Annotated in this window: 24 protein-coding genes and 1 pseudogene; 5 read left to right on the top strand and 20 right to left on the bottom strand. The window is 35.8% G+C overall.

Annotated features, from left to right (window positions below):
• Positions 1-275 precede the first annotated feature (275 nt).
• The 8 genes and pseudogenes from ltrA to ACIFOT_RS31420 all read right to left on the bottom strand — a co-directional run bounded on the left by ltrA (position 276) and on the right by ACIFOT_RS31420 (position 11,378).
• Positions 276-1,551: pseudogene (gene ltrA, locus ACIFOT_RS31385) on the bottom strand (group II intron reverse transcriptase/maturase).
• A gap of 1,125 nt (positions 1,552-2,676) precedes the next feature.
• A complete protein-coding gene (locus tag ACIFOT_RS31390) occupies positions 2,677-2,973 on the bottom strand; it encodes a hypothetical protein (protein ID WP_430072678.1) in 297 nt (98 codons plus the stop codon).
• A 462-nt stretch (positions 2,974-3,435) separates the two neighbouring features.
• Positions 3,436-5,217 carry a beta-N-acetylhexosaminidase gene (nagZ, locus tag ACIFOT_RS31395; RefSeq protein ID WP_430072681.1) on the bottom strand — a complete coding sequence of 594 codons (1,782 nt, stop codon included), beginning with the start codon at positions 5,215-5,217 and terminating at the stop codon, positions 3,436-3,438.
• Between the two features lie 146 nt (positions 5,218-5,363).
• The gene (locus ACIFOT_RS31400; protein ID WP_430072684.1) at positions 5,364-5,576 is read right to left on the bottom strand and encodes a DUF4309 domain-containing protein; all 213 of its coding nucleotides are present in this window, start codon (positions 5,574-5,576) and stop codon (positions 5,364-5,366) included.
• Positions 5,577-5,591: 15 nt separating this feature from the next.
• On the bottom strand, positions 5,592-6,188 hold the full coding sequence (locus ACIFOT_RS31405; RefSeq protein WP_430072687.1) for a L,D-transpeptidase: 597 nt from the start codon (positions 6,186-6,188) through the stop codon (positions 5,592-5,594).
• Positions 6,189-6,420: 232 nt separating this feature from the next.
• Entirely contained in the window at positions 6,421-8,154 is a 1,734-nt protein-coding gene (locus ACIFOT_RS31410) for a M56 family metallopeptidase (protein WP_430072690.1), read from the bottom strand.
• 17 nt (positions 8,155-8,171) lie between these two features.
• Complete coding sequence (locus ACIFOT_RS31415) at positions 8,172-8,552, bottom strand: BlaI/MecI/CopY family transcriptional regulator (RefSeq protein WP_430072693.1); 381 nt, start codon at positions 8,550-8,552, stop codon at positions 8,172-8,174.
• A 735-nt stretch (positions 8,553-9,287) separates the two neighbouring features.
• Entirely contained in the window at positions 9,288-11,378 is a 2,091-nt protein-coding gene (locus ACIFOT_RS31420; RefSeq protein WP_430072696.1) for a GmrSD restriction endonuclease domain-containing protein, read from the bottom strand.
• A gap of 243 nt (positions 11,379-11,621) precedes the next feature.
• Between ACIFOT_RS31420 and ACIFOT_RS31425 the strand changes: the two genes are divergently transcribed.
• Positions 11,622-12,071, top strand: coding sequence for a S1 domain-containing RNA-binding protein (locus ACIFOT_RS31425; RefSeq protein WP_430072699.1), 450 nt, complete (start codon positions 11,622-11,624; stop codon positions 12,069-12,071).
• 360 nt (positions 12,072-12,431) lie between these two features.
• Here ACIFOT_RS31425 and ACIFOT_RS31430 read toward each other — a convergent pair whose 3' ends face one another.
• Positions 12,432-12,950, bottom strand: coding sequence for a transposase (locus ACIFOT_RS31430; RefSeq protein WP_430072758.1), 519 nt, complete (start codon positions 12,948-12,950; stop codon positions 12,432-12,434).
• Between the two features lie 457 nt (positions 12,951-13,407).
• Between ACIFOT_RS31430 and ACIFOT_RS31435 the strand changes: the two genes are divergently transcribed.
• A complete protein-coding gene (locus ACIFOT_RS31435) occupies positions 13,408-14,595 on the top strand; it encodes an MFS transporter (protein WP_430072702.1) in 1,188 nt (395 codons plus the stop codon).
• Positions 14,596-14,824: 229 nt separating this feature from the next.
• On the opposite strand, the gene ACIFOT_RS31440 is transcribed toward ACIFOT_RS31435, so the two are convergent.
• The 8 genes from ACIFOT_RS31440 to ACIFOT_RS31475 form a co-directional block, all read right to left on the bottom strand.
• On the bottom strand, positions 14,825-15,010 hold the full coding sequence (locus ACIFOT_RS31440) for a hypothetical protein (RefSeq protein WP_430072760.1): 186 nt from the start codon (positions 15,008-15,010) through the stop codon (positions 14,825-14,827).
• Positions 14,992-15,234: a GTP-binding protein gene (locus tag ACIFOT_RS31445; RefSeq protein WP_430072704.1), complete on the bottom strand. Its 243-nt coding sequence runs from the start codon at positions 15,232-15,234 to the stop codon at positions 14,992-14,994. The genes ACIFOT_RS31440 and ACIFOT_RS31445 overlap by 19 nt, the downstream gene beginning before the upstream one ends.
• Positions 15,235-15,406: 172 nt before the next feature.
• Complete coding sequence (gene folE2, locus ACIFOT_RS31450) at positions 15,407-16,312, bottom strand: GTP cyclohydrolase FolE2 (protein ID WP_430072707.1); 906 nt, start codon at positions 16,310-16,312, stop codon at positions 15,407-15,409.
• 38 nt (positions 16,313-16,350) lie between these two features.
• Positions 16,351-16,878 carry a MogA/MoaB family molybdenum cofactor biosynthesis protein gene (locus ACIFOT_RS31455; protein WP_430072710.1) on the bottom strand — a complete coding sequence of 176 codons (528 nt, stop codon included), beginning with the start codon at positions 16,876-16,878 and terminating at the stop codon, positions 16,351-16,353.
• A 94-nt stretch (positions 16,879-16,972) separates the two neighbouring features.
• Complete coding sequence (gene dcd / locus ACIFOT_RS31460) at positions 16,973-17,548, bottom strand: dCTP deaminase (RefSeq protein WP_430072713.1); 576 nt, start codon at positions 17,546-17,548, stop codon at positions 16,973-16,975.
• Positions 17,549-17,735: 187 nt separating this feature from the next.
• On the bottom strand, positions 17,736-17,885 hold the full coding sequence (gene rpmG / locus ACIFOT_RS31465; RefSeq protein ID WP_430072716.1) for a 50S ribosomal protein L33: 150 nt from the start codon (positions 17,883-17,885) through the stop codon (positions 17,736-17,738).
• A 23-nt stretch (positions 17,886-17,908) separates the two neighbouring features.
• Positions 17,909-19,087: a GTP-binding protein gene (locus tag ACIFOT_RS31470; RefSeq protein ID WP_430072719.1), complete on the bottom strand. Its 1,179-nt coding sequence runs from the start codon at positions 19,085-19,087 to the stop codon at positions 17,909-17,911.
• An 89-nt stretch (positions 19,088-19,176) separates the two neighbouring features.
• Positions 19,177-20,178, bottom strand: a complete 1,002-nt coding sequence (locus ACIFOT_RS31475) for a CobW family GTP-binding protein (protein WP_430072722.1) — start codon at positions 20,176-20,178, stop codon at positions 19,177-19,179.
• A gap of 514 nt (positions 20,179-20,692) precedes the next feature.
• On the opposite strand from ACIFOT_RS31475, the gene ACIFOT_RS31480 reads away from it, so the two are divergent.
• From ACIFOT_RS31480 to sufU, 3 genes are all read left to right on the top strand, one after another.
• Positions 20,693-21,085 (top strand): (2Fe-2S) ferredoxin domain-containing protein, encoded by a 393-nt coding sequence (locus ACIFOT_RS31480; protein WP_430072726.1) that lies wholly within the window; start codon positions 20,693-20,695, stop codon positions 21,083-21,085.
• A 15-nt stretch (positions 21,086-21,100) separates the two neighbouring features.
• Positions 21,101-22,087, top strand: coding sequence for a CobW family GTP-binding protein (locus tag ACIFOT_RS31485; RefSeq protein ID WP_430072729.1), 987 nt, complete (start codon positions 21,101-21,103; stop codon positions 22,085-22,087).
• Positions 22,088-22,186: 99 nt separating this feature from the next.
• Positions 22,187-22,639: a Fe-S cluster assembly sulfur transfer protein SufU gene (gene sufU, locus ACIFOT_RS31490; protein ID WP_430072732.1), complete on the top strand. Its 453-nt coding sequence runs from the start codon at positions 22,187-22,189 to the stop codon at positions 22,637-22,639.
• A 139-nt stretch (positions 22,640-22,778) separates the two neighbouring features.
• Here the strand turns inward: sufU and ACIFOT_RS31495 are convergent, their stop codons facing one another.
• The 3 genes from ACIFOT_RS31495 to rpsN form a co-directional block, all read right to left on the bottom strand.
• Positions 22,779-23,954, bottom strand: coding sequence for an NAD(P)-binding domain-containing protein (locus ACIFOT_RS31495; RefSeq protein WP_430072735.1), 1,176 nt, complete (start codon positions 23,952-23,954; stop codon positions 22,779-22,781).
• A 21-nt stretch (positions 23,955-23,975) separates the two neighbouring features.
• On the bottom strand, positions 23,976-24,329 hold the full coding sequence (locus tag ACIFOT_RS31500) for a hypothetical protein (protein ID WP_430072738.1): 354 nt from the start codon (positions 24,327-24,329) through the stop codon (positions 23,976-23,978).
• 74 nt (positions 24,330-24,403) lie between these two features.
• Positions 24,404-24,673 (bottom strand): 30S ribosomal protein S14, encoded by a 270-nt coding sequence (rpsN, locus tag ACIFOT_RS31505; protein ID WP_144548416.1) that lies wholly within the window; start codon positions 24,671-24,673, stop codon positions 24,404-24,406.
• Positions 24,674-24,939: the final 266 nt, after the last annotated feature.

Consider the following 24,939-nt stretch of genomic DNA (forward strand, 5'->3'; position numbering starts at 1 on the left):
GGTCAAGGGCGCTCTTCGCACAAAAAGTTTTTTGCTGTTGCGCTAGTCGCCTTTAAGCAAAAAAGTTTTTTGCCCCTTGACCGATTGACTAGTTTTTTTAGCTTCTAGCCGGAAAGGTTCGGGTGTCCTACCGGCTGGAAGGTTAGAAAGCTTGTGCTGTTTTACGCATCGGAAGGCAAAAGGGAAAAATCAAATCGAGTAGAGGGAAAATAAATGTATTATTTTCGCCCCTCTCACAACACCGTACGTACGGTTCGCGTATACGGCGTTTCAATTTATATCACAGTGTGTACTTTTAGATAATGTTCTAAAGCAGAGGGGACTCCCCTCTGCTTTAGTCTTTTGTTTGAAATTGCTTTTTTGGACGACTTTTGATAATCCTATGTATCGGTAGCCTTTTCGACAGTAGGTTAATCCTTTCGCTTCTTCCTCTGGAATCCCTAGCTGAATAAGAGATTTGATTTGTTTCTTCGCTACTTTCCATTGTTTCCAGATGATGACCCTAATTCTGGAGCGAAGCTTAGTGTCTATTCGTTCAGTCACCTTTTTCATGTTTGCCACTCTGAAGTAATTTACCCATCCAAATATAACTTGTTTCAGTTTCAATATTCGGTAGTCTAGTGGAACACTCCAGTTTCGTTTTGTCAGTTGTCGAAGCTTCCTTTGAAACTTCTGTACCGAACTTTGATGAGGTTTCACTTGGTATCTCTTGTTATTAACGTCGTAATAATACCCAAATCCTAAGAATTTTAATTCTTTTGGACGTGAGATTCTACTCTTTTCTACGTTGACTATCAGACCTAATTTTTCTTCTATAAATCTCACGATTGAATTCATTACTCGGTTGGCTGCTTTTTCACTTTTCACAAAGATAAGGGCATCATCAGCTTACCTCACAAACCTTAGTCCTCTTTTCTTTAGTTCCTTATCAAGTTCGTTTAACATAATATTACTCAATAGTGGACTAAGGTTTCCTCCTTGCGGAGTACCGACAGGTGTGTCTTCATATTTTCCATTCACCATGACTCCGCTAACTAAGTATTTTCTGATTAACGAGATGACATCTCCGTCTTTTATTGTGTTGGATATAATTCGCATGAGTTTATCGTGATGGACGGTATCGAAGAATCTTTCAAGGTCAATGTCGACTACCCAATAATGACCCTCATTCAGAAATTCCAGGCTTTTTATAATCGCCAGCTCACAACTTCTTTTTGGTCTGAAACCGTAACTGTATTCGCTGAACTGTTCTTCAAATATCGGACTGAGAGCCTGATGAATAGCTTGTTGAACGACTCTATCCACTACTGTTGGTATTCCCAATTTGCGCATCTTTCCGTTTTCTTTTGGGATTTCCACTCTTAAGGCAGCTTGTGGTTGGTATTTTCTTGTTCTGATGCGCTGGCGCAACTCATCTTTGTTCTCTTTCAGGTATTGCTTTAGTTCGTCGACTGTTACTCCATCCACACCACTGGCACCTTTGTTTCTATAGACACGTAGGTAGGCTTCATTCATATTTTGATTACTTAGAATTTGTTCTAAAAGTTTCACACTCGTTTCTCCTTTCCTCTCACGTAGTAAGTGATAGCCCCCTTTTGGTTATCCTTTGAGATACGCTCATACTTTTACCATTAACACATTCGGAGTTTTCGTCACTCACGCATTCGTGGTGTTGAAACACTATAAATTGTTCAGCCCTTCATGAATATATCATTACTATGGCTTCTGCTGACTTCTTGCGACTAACCTTTTTCGACTGTACTTCTGTACATCCGCAAGACCTCCCAGGGTAAGACAACTATCTTTCCTCTTTTACTCGCCTGATTTACTCTACAAAGTTACGCACATCTTTTGGACTTTAACTTGCTTAGGAGTCTAATCCCTTTGCAGAGCCTTAGTATCAGATTTCTGTTCGTCGAGCCAAGATTTTATTCCACGCTTCCTCCAGCCCTTACCTCACGATAAGTACCTTGCGCTTCCTTAGTGGTTGGCTGATGTGTACCCCCACAGTGGACTTTCACCACCTAGATAGTTGCCATGCCTGGCACACTAAGAAAAGCAGCCGTTTTGCTCTCCTTTTGTCTTTTATTCTTTTGAACTTTCATCTTTTGATTTTCCGGTTTTCGGTTCGTTCTGTATGGCGGTGTTAGCCGCAAATGGAACAGGAACCTACGGAATGTAGGCGTAAGCCCCACATTCCGGGGTTATCGGACCATTTAATGCCGAAGCGACACGTACGGAATGACAGAAAGTATGTTTTTCCTTTCTGATCAGTCCGTCGTGCAACCGCCCAAAGTCTTTCTGTATGGTTTTAATCAGATTTTAAAGTCCTTATTTCTGATGAAAAAGTCGCAGCCTATGGATGTAGGATCAGCAAAAACTGTAGGGGATGAATAGAATTAAAAATTTTAGTACCATCCTCCTTGAACAATTAGAACATTCGATCCCAAAAGAGATAGAAGAGTATTTTGTTTTGAATTTACTGTCTATTTTATTATTAACATCACCAGCTTGTAGTTTTGAAAAGACTCATACTGAACTTCTATTCTACTTAGTATAAAAGTTAGTGAACTTACTAAATCTGAGTTTAAGGAAGTTGGAATAGGTGGAAACGACAGTATGAAAAAAGGAGACTTTAAGAAATTTACTCTTCATTTTCAAATCTTCCTTTGAGATCTAGGGGTTGAATTTTAAATGTTCCTTACCATTATAAAACCATATTTCATCAAGGTTGCGATCAGTGCCCCTGTCCAAAGAGCAGTCAAGTGCCCTGAAACAGTTGCGTAACCAGGCTCCTCTTCGATTTGTGGTGCAATATCTCCAATGATGGCATAAATTTAAAGGGATAATCGAAGCAACAGATAAACCGGCAAAATATGGCTGACTATAAACATATAAAAGATGATGAGAAAGAAGGACGGTTACCATCCATACCACCATTGCCGCAGTAGTTTTATAAGAGTCTGAAAACATCTCTAAACCTCCCTAACTTTACAGCTAAAAAATAGAAGCGCCCGGGTGACCCAGGCGCTCTTTGTTTAATGTGCCAATATGATAATTATTATGAAAAAAGTACAAACACCCAAGGATTTTTCTTGAACTCTTCTTTGAAAATCCCATATACGGTTGTCTTGTTTCGGAAAAAAGCAACCATGATTGTAACTAATCCAACGAATACACCAAAGACACCATAATGTTGCACAAACTCCAACATTTGTTGAAAAAGATGAAAGATTTTTTTGCCTCCTAATTCGGAGGACAAAATGTTGAGAGAATTTCGCACTAGCCCCGACTTTCCTCCCTGCTAAACTTTAGGTCTCGCAGTGTCAAGCTCCTTTGTGACATCTTCGATTGATTTCCAACCATTCTGATGGAACCTTTGGGCAAATCAGTTCATTATCACGTTCCAATCTTTTTTAAAATATCATTGAGAATTTAGCTAGCCATATTATTAGCTAAGGATGCGTTATATATAGAGTAATGATCAAGATACATTGTTTGAGCTCCTGTAGGAAAAACAAACTTTAATGTATTGGTTCCAATTGTATAGCTGATAATTTCTTCCTTGTTACTTGTTTTAACATCTGTTTTCGGAGAACCAAAATAATTCTTGACATCCGCTATGGTTAAGGCTTTTAAACTAGGATCAAATGATCGAATCTCAAACAGTTGCTGCCCTTTATTATAAGCCACAACTACATGGTACTTACTATAAGTACTATACGTCCCTTTCGCTGCAGCAATATATTCTCTTTTATCTTCATTTCCCCAGATCTTTCTTACAATATTAATCGTGGTGCTTTTTAAATGAAAATCAGCGTTTATGATGGAACCTTCTTTTGCTTTAGTTGCGATATTTAAAAGTAATTTACTATTTGTAATATTCGTCGTCGTAGTATTTGAAATAGCTTTTGTTATTTGATTATTTAGATTACTGACATTTACAGGTGAAACTTTATTATTATTAACATTATATTTATGTTTCAAAGTTAAAATCCTGTATACACTCTTATTTATAGTATCTAGAGAAATACTATGATTTGTTACTGCTGAATAAATACTGTTGTAGACAGTGGCCACATTATCCATTCCATGACCAACTAAAATAATGTCGGCCCCAGCATTTACGGCCCTTACAGCTGCGTTTTTCAACGTATAGTGCTTTGCAATAGCACCCATTGTCATATCATCTGTAATGACCACACCTCCAAATCCATATTGTTTACGCAAAAGATCTGTAATAATGGTTTTTGACATAGATGCAGGATAATTAGGATCAATTTTTTGAACTAATATGTGCGCAACCATCACCATATCAGCATGATTTTTGAAAGCATTATTAAAAGGAACTAATTCAACATTTTTTAGTCTTGTTAGATCATTCCTCACTAATGGAAGTTCCAAATGAGAATCAACAGAAGTGTCTCCGTGTCCAGGGAAATGTTTCACAACCGGAATGATATTCCCAGAACTAATACCTTTCATCATACTAACTCCTAATTTTGAAACAATACTGGAATTTGATCCAAATGAACGGTCCCCGATAACAGTATTATTAGGATTAGTTTGGATGTCTAGAACAGGAGCGATATCTGTGTTAAATCCAAAGGATTGCAATTCTTTTGCGATTACATTACCGATATTATATGCGTAATTTGCATCATTTTTATTACCAATGATTCTTGCACTTGGTGTGTTTTGGATTGATGTTGGCATTCGGTGTACCCTGCCGCCTTCCTGGTCGACGGATATAAATAACGGTACTTTATTCTTGCTATTTGTAGTCTTAATGGCATTTGTTAAGTTTACTAATTGACCAGCATCCTTAACATTAGGTTGATAGAGGATTACCCCACCTACCTTGTATTTATTAATAAGGGTTTGTGTACTTGAATTAATGGTTACACCATCAAATCCTGCTATTATCATTTGTCCAATTTTATCATTTAAAGTCATTTTATTTAGTTGCTCTTGAATTGGATCTTTCCTTGGTGTTAAAGTCATCTTTTTGGTATCTTCCGTTTGACTAGTATTTTTCATCTTTTGTTTGTCAGTATTATTTGTATTTATATTGTTTTGTTTGTCAGTATTATTTGCATTTACATTGTTTTGTTTGTCAGTATTATTTGTATTTATATTCTTTGTATTATTTGAACAACCATTAATAAGTAATAATGAAATCACAATGAGCATCATTTTGAAAATCAACTTTTTCATAGTGTTTCTCCTTCAATTGTAATCTAACTAGAGAACTTCCCATTCAACTTTAATAGGCCCTAACATTGTCTCCACTAAAGTCGGTGAATGCTTTATCATACCTCGGTTAACGAGAACTGTAATGCTTCCAATATCGCATGGATGCATCACCACTGTCTTCCCGGATCGCCTACCATACTATTAACGGTACCCCTAGGGTAAAGTACTGAGTAGTGGTCCATTACCGGGTCCTGATTGTTATTTGAAGGCTGAGGAAATACTAACAAAATCTTGTATTCCGAACTTACAACATACCCTATAATTTCCTCACCATTACTTTTTACATCATATGCCGGAGTTCCATATGCTTTCTTGACCATAGATAGGGTTATTCTTTAGCTAATTACGACTTTAGTGTTGTATCTTATATTATCATAAATCCACTTTGCATCAGGAACAGCCAGCCGTACACAACCATGTGATGCCTTATGCCCTAACTTCATTGCTTCACTTTGTATCACATTTCCGTTCTTGTCCGTTGCAACTGAATGAAATAAAAACTCACCATGATTTTTCCATGAAACCCAGTATTTTGCTCCTTCTTTTTCTTGTGCATTATAAAAGCTTAGCCCTCTCTCCTTTTGAATATAAAAGGTTCCCTCGGGTGTAAAGGTATCTGAATTTTTGTCTAAACCGGTAGAGCATATCATGGTATAAATAATTTTATTTTCTTTCATAATGTATACTCGTTGTTTCTCTTTAGAAACTTTTATCCAAATTGGATCATTGGACCCTATTAAAGGATAAGCGCCTCCAGTAGGCATTAACCAGTTTACAGGTTCCGCCTTGTTATCATTTTTTAAATGTTGATTGATTTGTGCAGCTGATTTTTTATCTGACGGCAAATTAAGAATACTGCATCCATATAGCAAAATAAAAGTACCTAATAAAAGCACTAAACCTTTTAGGAATAAACGGGATAATACATTCATCTAATTCTCTTCTTTCTCAATTAAATAATAATTCTTTAAATATTAAAATATATCATTAACAAATAAAAGAGTCTTTTTTCGATTTCTTTTAATATTAGCCTTTTATACTTTGGGTGTTGCCTTTTCCTATTCCAACTTTCCCATATCCCATCAATGTCAGCATTACTATAACCATAAATAAAAAGAATACTGTTTTTTTAACAATTTGATCACCCTCACTTAAATTCTTGCATCACCACTGTCTTCCCGGATCGCCTGCCATAGTATTAACGGTACCCCTAGGGTAAAGTACGGAGTAGTGGTCCATTACCGGGTCCTGATTGTTATTTGAAGGCTGAGGAAATACTAACAAAATCTTGTATTCCGAACTTACAACATACCCTATAATTTCCTCACCATTACTTTTTGCATCATATGCCGGAGTTCCATATGCTTTCTTCACCATAGAAAGTGATAATTCATTTAATTCCTTATCAAAGGATCTCGCCTCGAAGATCTGCTCCCCTTTGTTGAAGCCAAATACCACATTGTATTTCGAAAATACAGCATAATTCCCTTTAGCTCTAGGTACCCAATCGACCTTATCCGGATTTCCAATCTTTTTCTCTGCTTCATCTATAACTGTAGTTTTAACAGGAAACTCAGAATTTACGATTTTACCCTGCTTTGCCAATTGCATAATACTTGCAAGAAGCTTTCTCTGAATGCTCTCATGAGATGATGAAGCAGCAGAATTGTTATTCGATGCTGACGCTTGGCTTGTATTGTCTTGTGTTGCAGTGTCTTGTGTTGCATTGTCTTGTGTTGTATTATCTTGTGTTGTATTATCTTGTGTTGCATTGCTTTGTGTTGCTTGATCTTGCGATGTTTTATCCACTGACGGAGTAGAATTAACATTAGAACTATTTGTACCGCTGTTGTTATTTGGGATAACCCCTGCACTGACTGATTTAATGGTGCTTGAGCAGCCTACCATAATTGTAAGAAATACAGCTAAAACAGCACATATTGCCGAACTTTTTTTGAATCGTGTAATCATAATAATTCTTCTTTTATTGGATTTACTTGCAAATCCTAATGCCCCGGTAATGCCCCTTTTTTCTGAGTATAATCTAAGCATATTGATCATAGTCTGACCGTATTTTTTGACTTCTTCTGTCTTTAAGGTGTTGAGGACAGCCGCATCACAAGCCAGCTCACAGTCTTGTTTTATCTGATTAAGTGAATACCAGATTAAGGGATTGAACCAATATATTGCTTTTACAAACATAAGCAAGGTGTTTACCGCTAAATCCTTGTTCCTAATATGAGCTAATTCATGGCTGAGAATAAACCTAAGCTCTTCCGGGTTTAATTTGTCTATAAGCTCCTCAGGAATTAAAATTTTAGGACGTATCACCCCGTATACTGCAGGAGATTTCGAGTAATTATTATAAATAATTTCCACCTTCGAATTTACTTTTAGCCTTGATTTTTCTGCTTCAAGAATTTCGATTAAGTCTTCTCTTTCACATCTTGAGCACTTTTTCAATTTAGCCATCATCAAGATATTTACGCACAGAATAAACAGTAAAGCTGATGAAACACCTATTATCCACAGCACAGCCGCAGTATCATAATTAAATATAGCCCCTTTAATACTAGGATCAGCTAATGCCTTACTATCTTCTTTAGGCGGTGTATTTCCGGTTTTAATAGTATTGTTTGATATTATGTTAGGAACATATTGCTCTGCTATAATATCAAGTTTCTTCTGCTCATTTGGAATAAAATTCAGCAAGCTTATATGACTTTGAATGCCTATTGGCAGAATTAGCCTAAGTACAAGCATAAACCAGATATAATAATGAAGCCTTGCGCTAAGCTTTTGTCTAAAAATTGCCTTAATGGCAAGTATCCCTAAGGCTAAAATACTGCCCATAAGTGACAGTAACAAGACTTCTTTAAATACTGCAGATAAAACCATGCTTCAACACCTGCCTTTTACTCATTCATTTTTTTATCAAGCAATCTTTGAAGTTCTTCTATTTCTTTTTCAGAAATCTTCTCATCTTTTATAAAATTGGCGAGCATAAGGTGGAGAGAACCATCAAATACCTTTTGGATAAACGACCTTGTTTCTTCTAGTATAACGTCTCTTTTATCTACCAAAGGATAGAACTCATACTGAGGCATCTCCTTATTCACACCTAAAGCTCCCTTTTTTACCAGTCTGCTTATTAATGAATGAATTGTTTTCGGACTCCATTCCGTATTAGAACTTAATGCCTCTATTATCTTCGCAGCAGTTAATGGAGCTTCTTCCCATAACACCTTCATTACTATCCACTCTGCATCAGATATTTTGCAATCTATTTTCTTCATCTTTCTTCCTCCATCCTACAAGCGTAATCCACATTTACAGATTACGCTTGTAGGATGGTATTGTCAATAGCTTTTTTGCCTACAAAAATACAAAAAGTATTCAGACAAAGCCTGCTGGGACGCGGGTTTATAGCGTGCTTAGCCGGAAAGGTCCGGGTGTCCTACCGGCTGGAAGCTTAGAAGGCTTGCGCTGTTTTACGATTCGGAAGGCAAAAAGGAAAAATCAACAATAAAAGCAGCCGTTTAGCTGCTCTCCTTTTGTCTTTTATTCATTTAATCTTTTAATTTTCCAGTTTCCTGCTCGTTTGGTACGGCGGTATGCCGTAAATGGAACAGGAACCTAGGGATGTAGGAGAAAGCCGTACAGACCGTGGTTATCGGTCCAATTAATGCCGATGCGACACGTACAGATGACAGAAAGGGTGTTCTTTACTTTCTGATCAGTCCGTAGTGCTGCCGTCCTAAATGAGTTATTTATGCTCTAGCTCTAGATCTTTAAGTTCTTATTTATGAAGAAAATCCGCGGCCTTAAGGCTGCCAGATTGATAAGCATTGAACTGACTTTAAAAATCTAAAAATTCACCATGCACATACCTTGAAAAGAACGAATGTTTTCCATAAGGGAATCAATTATTTATCCAATTCTAATAAAAAATACTGGAAAGTCTTTTAAGACTATCCAGCACATCCTATTTCTTTTGATACCTTGGAATTAAGTTAAAAGAGAAGTATATTTTACTGATCTTCTCCCCGATGCTTATTAAAAGACTGTTTGATCAGGTACATAACATCATCTATCTCCTTGAATGTGGAAATACATATCTCCACATCACCATTCCCCCATCTTCCTAAATTAGTAACATCTTTACATATTCCCTTTGGATCATGTATCTCATTAAAAGCCATATTTAAACTTAATCGTAATCTGCTTTTTTGTGGTACTACATCAACAAAATTTGTTGTTGTTTTATAAGCAATATACAGTTTTTTAAATTCTTCCCTTACTGAACTATCAAGGTTGCAAATCCTTTTTCTAAGCTCCTCAAACAGTTCTAACATATTCCCAGTTAAATCCGGAAAATCATTAATTGTATAAATTACATTCTCACTCTCATTAGGCCTTTTCTTATATTTTGCTACCACATCTTCAGACAGTTCTGGATAACTCCAAACTAAAATGGCCTGTTCAGCAAGTCTCTTACCTCTATTAATAATTTCTTGTTCATTCCAAACTTCAAGCTGACCTAACCCTTTATTTAATCGTAACGGGCTATCAGCAAAACCACCATCCATATCCCTTTTTGCTTTAAATGGTTTATCACTCAATTCGGAATTATATCTTGTCAACGTCAAATTCCCTAAAGTATGGATATGAATCCTTTGAACTTCTTCCCAATTTTCGCCGAGGTCTTTTCGCCACTCGGTAGATAAGTTTTTATTTTGTGGCATTATGTGTTCGATTGTATAGCTTTCTATATCAACAATTTCTTTCCGATTGTAATTTTCTAACTTTCTTAATAAGTAGTTTCGGTTCCTAAAGTTATAAACATCTTTCACCGTAAGCTCTCTAACAAATTCCTCGTTGTTTGGAAACCGCTTGTAAGAATCTTTTAAGCTCAAAACAACTTGGACACTTTCGAGATAATTTTCTTTGTTTACTTCTTTGCTTAATGTGGCAAATGTTTTATTTAGTGAGTTAGTTGGTACTCCACATATAGCTCTACGGAACACATAGGACTCAACCAATTTTAAAATGGCAGTAAACTCATTTTTAGTTATCTTTTGATTGGAATAATCATCATAGACTTCAAGAAGAAAAGGATAGGATACATCTACCTTTAACGTATTAACATCTTCTAAAATTTGATTAATTTCCTTATCCTTATCAGTTTGAAACATTAAATTTACAAAGTATTTAGAATACTTATATATGTCTTTCAATATCTCCTCAATGGATACTTCTTTCTGTTGAAGAACATATTCCTTAAAGTCAGAATAAACATTTCTTATATTTGGAATACGCCCTGTCTTTACCGTTAAATAATCACGCATAAATTTATCAAATAAGGAAGGATCGTTTATATGACCAAATCCCTTTTCCATTGGATACCAATAATTTTTATATAGGATTTCTTGTTCCTTTGGCTCCAGTTTCATTAAAACAAAATTACGGATTAAATCAGCTTGGGACAAATCAAGACCTGTAGAATTCAAACTTTCAAAAATGAGTTGTGGGTTATCATGATCTCTATCAAGAGATATATCTACAACGATTAGTTTTGATATACCCCGATAAAGCAAATTGAGATCAATACCACTTTTTTTAATACTGTCCAAAAAGAATTGGTAATTTTCATAAACTCTTTGGGAATATTCCTCTGGAACTTCTTTCTCATTTATTAGGTCGATAAGTGTTTCTTTATCTACTTGTGTCAATAAGAGCTTATAATAAAGCTCGTCTTCCTCATCATTATTAACTAAATAGTAATTCATAATTTTCCGTCTTGTTATATCAAAAGTTTGTCCACTGTCATTAATAGCTTTTCCTAAAGCAAGCAACAACAAAGTAAGAGTGGTCATACGTTGTTGCCCGTCAATGACAAGTAATTGCGGTACAGCAGAGATTTGATATAAGCTTTTTTCAATATAAACAATGGAACCAACAAAATGCCCTTTGTTATTTTCATCATTGGATGCTCTTACAATATCGTTCCAAAGTTGTTTGCATTGCTCAATGGTCCAGCTATATTTTCGTTGATAAATTGGGATAATAAATTGTTTCGTACCTTGGAGAAATTTTAAAAAATTCGTTTCAGATGCTTTCACTACTGTATCACCCTTCTATATCTAAAACTAACTACTAAGCCTATTGTAACAAACCTTTGGGATTATTTGGTGCTTATCTTCAAATGAATTAACCAAGTAATTCTTTTGCCTAGACAAAGGCAATGGCCCTGCCCTTCTACCCATTACCGTTCAAAAATCGAATACCTCCAGTTTATATTTTTTCCTTCAATAGTTTGTTATAATAAAGTGTTTTTAACATTATTGAGGGGGAACATTATTTTTATGTCAGTTGAAGTAGGCAGCAAGTTACAAGGTAAAGTAACAGGCATCACTAATTTTGGAGCATTCGTAGAATTACCGGATGGCTCAACAGGTCTTGTGCATATCAGTGAAGTCGCGGATAGCTATGTAAAAGATGTGAATGACCATCTCAAAGTAGGAGACCAGGTTGAAGTAAAAGTGATTAGTATGAAAGACGGAAAAACTTCCTTGTCCATCAAAAAAGCTATTGATAGACCCGAAGGACAAAACTCTTCTTATTCACAACGCCCACCACGCTCAGGAAGATTTGATAACCGTTCCAAAGACTTTCGTCCAAAGGGAAATTTCAAACCAAAGGAAAGTTTTGAAGATAAAATGGCTCGTTTTTTAAAGACTAGTGAAGAAAATTTGTCTACCATCAATCGTAACGTAGGAGCAAAACAGGGTGGTAGAGGCGGAAGACGTGGATAACTTGTTGCGTTTTTTAATGCTTCATTATATAGATAAAGGCAAGCCTGTAATTGGCTTGCCTTCTTTAATGTAACTCAAACCAATTTATCACAAAGCATTCAAAGTTATTAGGTGGTTATAGTTGTAACGTAAAATTTTCCAATTAAACTATCTGTATTTATAATTCCTAGAATTGATATTATACGAATTCTTTAAAACAACTGTCTTTCTTAAATGTGTCTTACATAGCGCACCCTTTTCATATTCTTTAACTAACTTATAAATGGAGTCCTTTTAATTTGCAAAAGAAATGTTATCAGCAATGAATGAAATCCATTACTTGGCCGATTTAAAGTGTATTTGGCATTTAATAAATGGTTCTTACGCAAATCTGGTGAATAAGTAAAAGTGTTTTTTTGAAGTCGATACTATTTTTCTAAAATAATTTTTTACCAGCGATATAATACTCGGTTCTTCAATAATGGGAAACTTGCACGGCCGTAGAGCATTCTTTTTATTGTCTTTAATCTGTAGCCCTTCTATCACACCATTGCTGTATTTGTAATGAATCGATAATAGGATTGCTTGCAGTTCTTTTTGTAAATAATATAGGAAACTTTTGATTTCAGGAATGGTATCCTTTTTTATGGATGAAATTAGCTTCTGAATACCCAAGGAGTCATAATTGTTTATACATTCACGAAAATATTGTACAAATGCATATATTTTTTGAGTATCAGGAAATCTAGTTAATGTATAATTAAGATCTTGTCGTCCTTCTTCAGTTAGCTTTTGATTCAATTTCCAATAAAGCGATATAGTCGATTGCCGATCATAGGATTTTTCTGGTGGCTTTTCTTTAATAGTTCTTTTCGAATAGCTGCTACTTTTACATGACAGTAGGTAATGCCTTCAACCTTTTACCAATTACTGTTTATTGGACGGTTGCTGTTGATACTGAGCCCCTTCTGTGAGGCACATATGGTGGCATCACCCACATTATCACGAATATGGCAACAGTTGTTTCTCCTACATTAACTGGGTATTTATTTGTTGCTATTCAGTGATATTCTGCGATGTTCGTTGGAGCAGCTATTGTTGTTGTTATGGGATGATTGCCATGCTGTTTGTTAAACCGGGTGTTAAAAAAGTAGCAGTTAAATCAAAGAGGGGGTAAGTCAGATAAGTCCAAAAACTGCATGGCAAATGTAAAAAGATGTGAATTTATGCATTTAGAAATATACAACTTACAGAACACCCTGAATCAATATAGTATGGATGCCAGACCGTTTGGTACTTTAACTTTTTCTCAGTTATGTCTAAAGTACTAATGGGCTTAAGAAGGGAACTGAGAAATATGGAGTATATAGAGAAAAAAGATAAAGCTTACCGGCGCGTGTTAATATCTATGCTGCTTGGTAGCATTGTTACCTTTGCCGTTTTGTATGCACCGCAGCCGTTAATTAATGTTTTTTCGAAGCAATACGGAGTATCTCCTGCAACCGCAAGCGCATCCATTTCGCTGCCTACGCTTGCCCTTGCAGCAAGCTTATTGTTCATTCCATTTTTATCAAGGCGAATCGGCCGGAAGCGAATCATGGCCATTTCTTTGTTTGTAACATCAGTCCTTTCGATTATTTCAGCTTTCAGTTACAGCTTTGGGTTTTTTCTATTTATTCGACTGTTGGAAGGGATTAGTGTATCAGGTTTTCCCGCCATTGCAATTGCATATTTAAATGAAGAAATTTCTCCGTTAAGCATTGGTGGTACGATGGGAGCGTATGTTGCGGGAACAGCTGTGGGCGGATTTGTCGGGCGTGTAGCGATTGGTCCATTGACTGATTTATTTTCATGGCAAATCGCCTTTTTTGTCTTAGGCTTCGCTTGTTTTCTATGCAGTTTATATTTTTGGTTTTATTTACCAAGTTCGCGGAATTTCAAAACGGAAAAAACGCCTTTCACTAAGTATCTGACAGCATTAGCTGCGGTACTTGGCAGTAAACGGCTGTTTCCCATTTACACAATGGGGTTTTTGGTTATGGGTTCGTATATCATGTTGTTTAACTATATTGGTTATCCGTTAACCAAAGCACCCTACAATTTAAGCCAAACCGCTCTTGGGTTTTTATTTATTGTGAACTTGGACGGCATGTGGAGTTCGACCATGTTTGGAAACTTGGCTGACCATCATTCACGTAAAAAATTGATGGGACTGGCTTGTCTAATTTTTGTAGTTGGCGCATCGCTGACTCTTATTTCGAATTTGTGGCTGAAAATCCTGGGAATCGCCGTGTTTGCTTTTGGTTTTTTCGCCGGGCACACGACTGCAAGTGGATGGGTAGGAGTGGCAGCTCCAGCGAATCGGAAGGCCACCGCTTCCTCCCTTTATTTATTATTCTATTATCTGGGTTCCAGTATCATTGGCTGGGCCGGCGGATTTATCTGGATCAGCCTTCATTGGATTGGACTGGTATCTGGAATCTATTTACTCATGCTTCTTTGTTATGGATTAACATTTTTAACGAATGAAACAGGAACTGGCTGATTGCTTAAAGAAGAATAATCATCATAGACTTCAAGAAGAAATGGGTATGATACATCTACCTTTAATGTATTAACATCTTCTAAAATTTGATTAATTTCCTTATCCTTATCAGTTTGAAACTTTAAATTGACAAAGTATTTAGAATACTTATATATGTCTTTCAATATTTCCTCAATTGAGACTTCTTTCTGTTGAAGGACATATTCCTTAAAGTCAGAATAAACATTTCTTATATTTGGAATACGCCCTGTCTTGACCTTAAATAATCACGCATAAATTTATCAAATAAGGAAGGATCGTTTATATGACCAAATCCCTTTTCCATTGGATACCAATAATTTTTATATAGGATTTCTTGTTCCTTTGGTTCCAGTTTCATTAAAACAAAATTACGGATTAAATCAGCTTGGGACAAATCAAAGATTTTCCCCTTTGCTTGAAAGGAGAATTACACCCATTTAGCATTTCTGCAACCGGCACCTCATCATTGATAAGAAGCCTATCCAAATTGACATTTCCTATCTCGTTCATAATTACTGCTGGTCGTTTTCCATTCAGCATAAGATACTTCAACATATTCGACAGTAAAGTCGTTTTTCCACTGCCTAAAAATCCCGAAAGGACATATACAGGTATCACTTTCTCTTCATCTCCCCACTCTAATTCCTTAAATTAGTATTAGGCTAGCATAGCTATCGTTATCTATATGGATATTATTTAATTTATGTAATGTTTGAGTTTAAATCGGTGATTCAATTTCTTCATTAGATTTACAAAAACGCTTTTCTCCCACTCTAATAAGTTAAAATTATTAATTAGTTGTTTTATCGAATGTTACAGAGGCATAAGCATCATGAAGATGGATAGATTCTTCATTACGACATTCTACTTTAAATGATTGAATTGATGGTACTTCATATAGGTCGGAAGCTACAAGGCGAACCATGTCCTCTACAAAGCGAGGATTTTCATAAGCTTTTTCAGTTACAATTTTTTCATCGGGACGTTTTAAAATTGGGTGAATTACAGCACTGGCGTTGGATAAAGCAGCATTTAACAGAATAACTTTCCAATCAATTGATTCATCATAATCATCCGTTAACAACACATTCATATTAATGAACCCCCGTTGATTATGAGCACTGTACTCACTAATTTCCTTCGAACAAGGGCATAAGGTGGTTACCGCACAGGTTAATTCAACCTTTCTTTCTACAATCTTTCCATTTCGATAAGAAAACAAGATTCTTGCATCAGCACAGTTCAATCCTGTAAGAAGAGATGCAGGGGCTGTTTGTTCATAAAACCAAGGGAAACTTACTTCTAATTGTGCATCCTTTTGGCCCAAACGTTCTGATAATTCTTTAATAAAATCGGATAGTTGCGAAAAGGTTAAGGTAAATCCTTGTCTTCGATACAGCTCCAATTGTTCGGTAAAACGACTCATATTTGTTCCCTTTACATTATGAGGAATAGTGGATGTCAGCGTAAAGGTAGCAATAGTAGTTTGCGTTAGCGGCTCTATCGTTGAGATTACAGTAACAGGAGTTTTAACGTTTGTAATACCAACAGCATCTAGTTCAAACAAGAAATTTTTCTTCATATTTTGTAAATCTGACATCTTTTCTTTTTCGCTTGGCTTCATTTTTAATCCTGGTTCTATGGAGCCAAACAGCTTTAATCGCTCACTCTTTGGGGGAAGTTTAAAATCTTTCATACATTCTCCTTTATAATTCATTAAGCATTATTACCATTTTAATAACTCTCCATTTTGGAGTCTTTACGTATTTCTCTGACTACATGGGATATCTCTGGTATAATGAGTTTTTCCATAGCTAATTTGACTGCCCCGCTAGATCCTGGCATGGAAAAAATAGCAGTATTATAAGCTACACCGGCAATGGCTCTGCTTAAAATCGCTGCAGAACCAATATCCTCTAAGTAACTAAGCATTCGGAATATCTCCCCAAATCCTGTCAGTTCCTTTTCTAATAAACTTTGAACAACCTCCATTGTAACATCACGACTTGCAATACCTGTTCCACCATTTATTAAGACAACATCAATCTCTTTATCAAGATATCCCTTTTTAATTGCTTCTTCAATTACCTCAAAATCATCTGTAACGATTTCATAATCATGTATTATATGAGAATTTTCTTCTAACAACCTGATAATTAAGTTTCCACTTTTATCTGTATCGTTCGTCGGTGTGTCACTGACTGTGATGACTTGGCAATTTACTTTTTTAGGCGATTCTTTCTTATGCTGCTCAACACCCATTATCTTTCCCTCCTTTTGATTACTTTTATCTACATTATTTCTTTTCATATTAGAGAACTAATCTCGCATTAAATCCAAAAATAGAGAGAAGAAGTTAATCAAATTCTTTAAACTTGTAGTTGTACCTCGAATTTAATTCTACAGATTCTTCATCTAAATAGACTCTGCTTTCAGTGGTCCTGTTTTGACAACAGTATTTTCCCATATAGGGAGTCGTTTCTTGATCTAAAGTAGCTAGGACCAACTGACAGATACGCATTCCTGCTTTTAATTCGATTGGAACACGGTTAGCATTATAAAGTTCTAAAGTGATATGCCCTTCAAAACCTGGGTCCACCCATCCGGCATTTTGAATAAACAGGCCTAATCTTCCAATGGAGCTTCTTCCTTCTACAAAAGCGGTCATATTATTAGGTAAGCGGATCCACTCATGGGCAGATCCTAATACGAAGGATTGAGGTGGTATAATAATCGTATCTCTACAAAATTCTTTATAGTAGGCGGGTTTGTCAATTTTAATAAGTGGAACAACCTTTTCATCCACTGTTAAAAAATGATTGGATAACCTTAAATCAACAGAAGCTGGCTGTAGTTGCAACTGTGATAAAGGATCAATTATTAGCTCCTTCTCTTTTAACTTCTTCAAAATGGTCTTATCAGATAGAATCACACTCTAACCTCCTATCATATTCTATTTGCTTTTGACCAAAATGCTTAGGTTAGTAGACTTCTATAATTCTATGAAGAAGTACTATCAGTGTATTGTTCCCATTAAGGTGATTGTAAAAAGTATGCGCCTTTGTCGAATAAAGGCGCACAAGGGATAAAATATTTTATCCTAATTACGTAATTCTTTTTTATTTTGTTTCGCGATGCAATGTATGTCTTTTTAAACGCGGGGAATATTTTTTTAATTCCAATCGATCTGGATGTGTTCGTTTATTTTTTGTTGTAATATAATTTCGATCCCCTGTTTCTGTACACGCTAACGTAATTTTTACTCTCATATTAAATTCCTCCTAATTTTGTTTTATACTTCAAGTGGCGGTAGTGGATCTTTAAATGTAGACCACTCTATCATTAGTTCCTCTTCGGTTAACAAACAGTCATCAAGAGTTTTTTCAATCTCTTCCTGATTCATGTCGATTCCAATCATAACAAGCTCTGTTAATCGATCACCATAAACTTCATCCCATCTATCCAATAATTCAGGGTCTTCCTGAAAAATCTCTTGTTGTTCCTCTTTAGGATAGGCTGCAATCCACTCTCCAGCCCCTTGAAATGTGATGGACGGGCCAGCTTGTGACAGCAATGCTACTGTTTTATTGCGGGATGCCAGCCATATGAAGCCTTTTGCCCGAACAACTTCCACTGGCCACTCTTCTAACCAGTTCATTAATCTTTCCGGATGAAAAGGAAGGCGTCTGCGATAAACGAAAGATGTGATTCCATACTCCTCTGTTTCCGGTATATGTTCATTATTTAATTCTTTTATCCAGCCGGCACCTTGGCTTGCTTTTTCAAAATCAAATCGTTCTGTATCTAACACTTGTTTCAGTGGAACTCTGGAATGATCTGTTTCAATAATGCAAGCATCCGGATTTAGTTTTTGAAGGACTGACTTTAATTCACGTCTATCTTCTTTTTCTATTAAGTCCACTTTATTTAATAAAATAACGTTGGCAAACTCGATTTGGTCAATTAACAAATCGACTACTTCCCTTTTATCGCTTTCATCATTCCCTTGTTTCCGATCAAGCAGGCTTTCACCGGAGGAAAAATCATGCCAGAAACGATTCGCGTCAACCACAGTCACCATCGTATCCAGTCTGCAAAAAGCTGATAAATCAATTCCTAAATTTTCATCAACGTAGGTAAACGTCTGGGCAACGGGGATTGGCTCACTAATGCCGGTTGATTCAATCACAATGTAATCAATGTCTCCTAGAGAAGCAAGCTTCTCCACTTCTTTGATTAAATCTTCCCTCAGCGTGCAGCAAATACATCCATTCTGCATTTCTACCAATTTCTCATCTGTACGCGAAAAGCCTCCCTGCTTTACTAAAGACGCATCAATATTGACTTCACTCATATCATTAACAATCACAGCAACCTTTTTATTTTCCCGATTAGCTAAAATGTGATTTAATAATGTTGTTTTTCCCGCTCCTAAATATCCACTTAATACGGTTACTGGTATTTTCTTCACTTTTATTTCTCCTCTTTAAACCTGAATGATTACGATTTAGATGATATACCTTTACACCTAATCATTTGATTTTTTCTTTCCATACGAAATTAAGATAACGAAAATTGGGATGTATAGGAGTCTTGAATAGTCATAATGTCTATATCTTTCCCAATTAACACCATACAAGGATTTAATGTAATTTTTAGTGGAAAATCCCCTATGTGAACTTGATTCGAACTGTATTGAAATGGATACAATCCCGGTTTATCTTGCAAGTATATGTATCCTTTTCCACGCATAATCCCTTCTGGCAATGATTTTAACCATTTCTTTAGTTGTCTTTTTGTTACAGAAGGCACATCTTGAAATGTTATGGTTTTAATGCTGGTGTGCTGTACATGATCATGATGGTGTTTATGGTGATTACAAGAAGAATGCAGGGAATCCCCACAACAATTTGTTTGATGTTGATGTGAAAAGACAGTCGTGTTCGATCGTTTTTGTAATAATTGTCTTAGATCAACATTTCCATATGAAGTTTTAATTACCGGTGTATTGGTATCTAGCAACTTACTTATTTTCACTTCAATTTTTTGTAATTGTTTTTCTTTCACAAGATCAACTTTATTAAGAACAACCACTGTTGCCCCCTTAATTTGGTTTTTAAGCAAATCACGAATGGTTTTCGAAGTAAATATATCTTGATTATCTAAGTATGCATTTGCATCAATCATACTAATGACGGATTGTATGTCAAACGAATTCACAAAAGGGGGACTGGCGATTACTTCTACGATCTCTAACGGATTGGCAACACCTGTTCCTTCAACAAATAATACATCTATCGGTTTTTCCATGTGTGACTCTACCAGAGTTATTAGGGTAGCTTTTAAATCGTCTTGAATGGAACAACAGATACATCCATCCAATAACTCAAATACATTTTCGTCTTGAAACAAGTGATTTTCAACATTCACACTTCCTAGCTCATTTAAGAGAATGGCAGCCTTCTTTTTTTGTGATTTACAATATTTTAATAAATGTAGCAGTAATGTTGTTTTTCCGCTCCCCAAAAATCCTGAAATAATATAAGTCGGTATTTTTTTCAAAATAATCCTCCTCGAATATTAATGGGATAATAAAACCTAAAATTTAGTCTTATATTCCTACTTATATGACCAACATCACCCATAAATAATTGATAAACACCCCATTCTCCCAACGAAATTGAAATCGTAATCATTACGATTTATATGATAGCAATTGTTAATTTACCACTTTTTTATTTTTTGAGCAAGTTCTTTGTTAAAAATATTATAATTATTTGTACCTTTTGTGTAATAACGTAAGTTCTGTAATTTGGGCTCCCATGATATGTACTACTTAAACCTGAATAAGACAGCACGTCCCCTACTTACTAATTGAACCCATGTTTATCCAATTTATGTTGCATATGGATTAAACATAGGTTAAAATAGCGTTTAAATCGTAATGATTTCGTTTTATCCCTAATAAGTTGTAAATAAAAGGAAAGGATGTAATAAGTATAGTAAAAAAATCGAGTAAGGAAAGTTATCATTTGTAAATCGTAATGATTTCGATTAAGTGAAAGGAATGAAAAATATGGCTACTTGGGATTTAAGTACGACTAAAAATCATGTCCTAATATGTAATGGGAGCAGCTGCAGCAGGGTGGGTGCAGAGGAACTAACACAAGCAATTCGTAAAGAAATCTCAGACCGAGATGCAGACGACGCAATCCATACAACCCGAACTCGTTGCAATGGAAGATGCCAAGATAAATGTGTTGTCATCTCCTATCCTAATGGGACTTGGTATAAAGATTTAAAACCTGAGGATGCCTCCATCTTCATTGATTCCCTTCTTGCCGGTAAGGATTATAAAGAAAAGATAAGCCATTTATTTAATGGTGAAGGTTTTGAACATGTAAACGGAGTAGTCACCGGGATACAGAAAGACAAAGAAAAAGTAAGCAAAGTTTCGAAAATACTTTAAAAGGAGTAGAAAATAATGACATTTGTAAGATCAAAGAAAATCCCAGTCACCATTCTGACTGGATATTTAGGTGCAGGAAAAACAACACTTTTAAATCGAATATTAACGGAAAAACATAACCAAAAGATTGCGGTTATTGTCAATGAATATGGAGAAGTTGGAATCGACAATCAGCTAGTGGTTGGTGCAGATGAAGAGATTTTAGAAATGAACAATGGCTGCATCTGTTGTACAGTACGTGGGGATTTAATTCGCATTTTACGCACACTCGTTTTTTCAATGGAACAAGGAAAAACGAACTTTAGTCGAGTTTTGATTGAAACAACGGGTTTAGCGGATCCTGCTCCAGTTGCCCAGACATTCTTTATGGATGAATTACTTTCCGAAAAATTTGAAGTGGACAGCATTATTACCGTTGTCGATAGCAAACATATTACAAAACATTTGGATAGCCATGATGAAGCGCAGGAACAAATTGCTTTCGCAGATGTCATCATTTTAAATAAAACAGATTTAGTTTCGGAAGATGATTTAACTAAGTTGGAACGAAGGATTAGTCAAATGAATCCAACAGCAAAAAGATTGTATGCAGAAAATTGCAATATAAAGCTAGAAAATATTTTAGGTATTCACACATTTGATGTGAACCGAAAGCTTGAAATTGATCCCCATTTCTTAGAGGATCATCATCATCACGACCATGATGATAAGGTGTCATCAGTTGCTTTTAAAGAAGAAAAGCCCCTTGATCTTGACAAGGTAGATAAATGGATGAGTTCCCTTATTCAAGAGAAAGGGGAAGACTTATTACGCTATAAAGGTATACTTTATGTTAAGGGTATACAAGAACGAATTGTTTTTCAGGGACTTCATATGCTGTTTTCAGGACGACCTGACAGGCAATGGAAAGAGAATGAAAAAAGAATCAGTGAACTCGTTTTTATTGGTAAGGATTTAAATAAAGAAGAATTAGAACAGCAATTTAAAAATTGCATTGCATAGCAAATTGACAAATCTCTTTATGATACTAACCATCAACTATTGGAAATTTAGAAAGAAAAGTTATGTAAAGTTACGATAAAAGGGGGAAACATCTATACCATGCTTGATAACCTGTACCGACAAGTTATCATGGACCATTATAGTCACAAAAGAAATTTTAAGGAACTTTACGGTAGTACAATCAGAAAAGTGCATTATAAAAACCCTACTTGTGGGGATGTAATGACTTTATTTATTGAACTTGACCAAAATCAGATACGGAACGCAGCGTTTATAGGGGAAGGCTGCAGCATTAGTATGGCATCTGCCTCGATGATGACGGAACTCATTAAACATAAACCAGTTAAAGAACTTTCATGCTTACGAACTGCTTTTGAACAGTTAATCCGATATGGAAATATAACTGAAGGGATTGACCTTGGTGACAGCCTATCACTTCAAGGGGTACATCAGTTAAAAGCTAGACACAATTGTGCATTAATGACTTGGCAAGCTTTAGATAAGATTTTAAAAAATGAAAAGGAATATTGTACTCCTTTAAGTAGGTACTAGTACTTGAACTGATTGCTATCTCAAAGAAGAACAAAAAAAACTAATTCCAACGGATTAGTTTTTTTGTTCATTTATTATGCTATTTCTAGCCTATTATAAGTACTTTCAAATTAATAACCGTTAATAGACAAATATTCTTTTATAAATGCTTTACGATCCGTTCGGCTGCTTGTCTAGCTCCAGAAATATTACGAGCAATCGGGCCCATTTCAAGCTCTGCTAATGCACCGGTAACATATAAATCCTCACCCCATTGTAAGGTTTTTGTTACGATAGGATACCCGCATTCCGCACATGGTAAATCCAAAGTCTCTATGATTGGCAATATCCATTCACTTCCAGGGAGGCATGGTAAATATCCAGTTGCAAGAAGTACAGCCCCTGTTTTTGTAATAAATTTTCCATCCTTGTCGAAAAGATGAATGCTAGCATTCTTGATTTGACCTTGAACGATCTCCCCTTCTTCAACAACAAGGGATTCATTTTTGATCCGATTTAATAGCTTTATATATAAGTCATGGGGAATGGAACCCCTATGTCTGGCACTTAAAATCTCCTCCCTCCTTTTTACATAACTTTCTTTATTTCGAAATGCATTCTGCAGTTTTGGACCTAACCATCCTGGATCGCTATCAAAATCATGGATCCTGAATGGATGCCGTTTCAACAATTTGACTTGATTTGGGTACAGTTCACTCAACTTCAGTGCCAAATGAATAGACGTAATTCCTCCCCCTACAATTGTAATGGGAAGCTTCATCCCTTCAAATTCAGGTATCGTTTCATCAAAAATATGATAAACACTTCCAGGAGATTGTTTATCAAGATCCATTGCCCAATCCGGTATATTGGGCTGTTCACTTATTCCTATAGCCAATACAAGCTTTTTCCCCTTTATTTCACGGCCGTTTTTCAACTGTACCTGCCAGCCTTCACTTGTTTTATATACCTCCTGTACCTCTCCTTGAACCCATGTCTCTCTTATCATTAGGTCATTTATAAGATGATCACAGTGATCGTTAAACATTTCTAGTGATGGACGTTTATATTGACCATAAAAGGCAGTACTTTGTTGATAGGAGCCCTTCTTTACAAATGATTGAAGACTAAATGGATCAACGTCCAAATGATGAACGGATGGGGAACGCAAATATGGCATCGAGATCACCTTCGTATTTCGCTTCCAATTCGCTAATGGTTCTTTATTACGGTCAATGATCGCAAGTTTATCCACCTTTGTTTTTCTCGTTTTCAGCATAAAGACTGCTAGCGTTACTCCTTGAATTCCACCGCCAATAATTACCCACTCATACATAAAAACACCGCCTATAACTCACTAAGAAACAAATATAAAAGCCCACTGGTTATCCTTTCTTCCTTTCGCATATCTCATCATCTCGGTACAATCAATCCACTTCATGCGATTACACCTTTCCTCTATCACCTGATCAATTTCTGCCTGAGCCTCATCCATTAAACCTTTTATGTATGAAATATGGAGTGAAAAATGGTCTGCTGCTTCTTTAAATGGTGACTTTTCACAAAGTAGCTGAATAAACTGCTCCTCATTTATTGCGATTTCCTCCAATTGATTTTCTTTACTCTCTATAAACTGATAGATTGCCCGCTTACGATCCGGTAATTTTAAAACAGCACTACGATGTAAAAATCCCCATAAAATTGGATTCATTCTGTACACCTCCATATTTCCAGATAAGTTCAGCCATCAAATTTCTCAATATGACGGCTGAACGAGTATAACATCTACCAACTTGATTTCTTCACTCCCGGAATTTGCCCTTTATGAGAGTACTCCCTAAAAGCAATCCGAGACATTTTAAACTTTCTTAAATACCCTCTTGGTCTTCCAGTTACCTCACATCTATTCTTTAAACGTGTCGGTGATGAATCTCTAGGAAGTTTCCTTAGTGCCTCAAAGTCCCCTTTTTCTTTTAGCTCCATACGAAGTTCCGCGTACTTCTTCACCATTTCCTGACGTTTCTTTTCCTTTACTATTTTCGATTTTTTTGCCATTACTAGTACCTCCTATTATTATCATCCATCCTTATTTAAAACGTAATAATTACGATTTATACATTAAAAAAATAGATCAATTTTGAAGTATTTTTTGATTAAAAACAGGTTTATCATTCTCCTTTCCTTTGTTTTGATAATCGCATATTATTATAAATCGTAATCATTACTATTTTCAAGTTTTTCTTCAGGAAAACCGATATTACTTTGACTAACCAGACGGAAATTGGTCCAATCATGTTGTTCACATCTTTCTCATAGAAAAA

Source organism: Neobacillus sp. NRS-1170 (assembly GCF_050468025.1).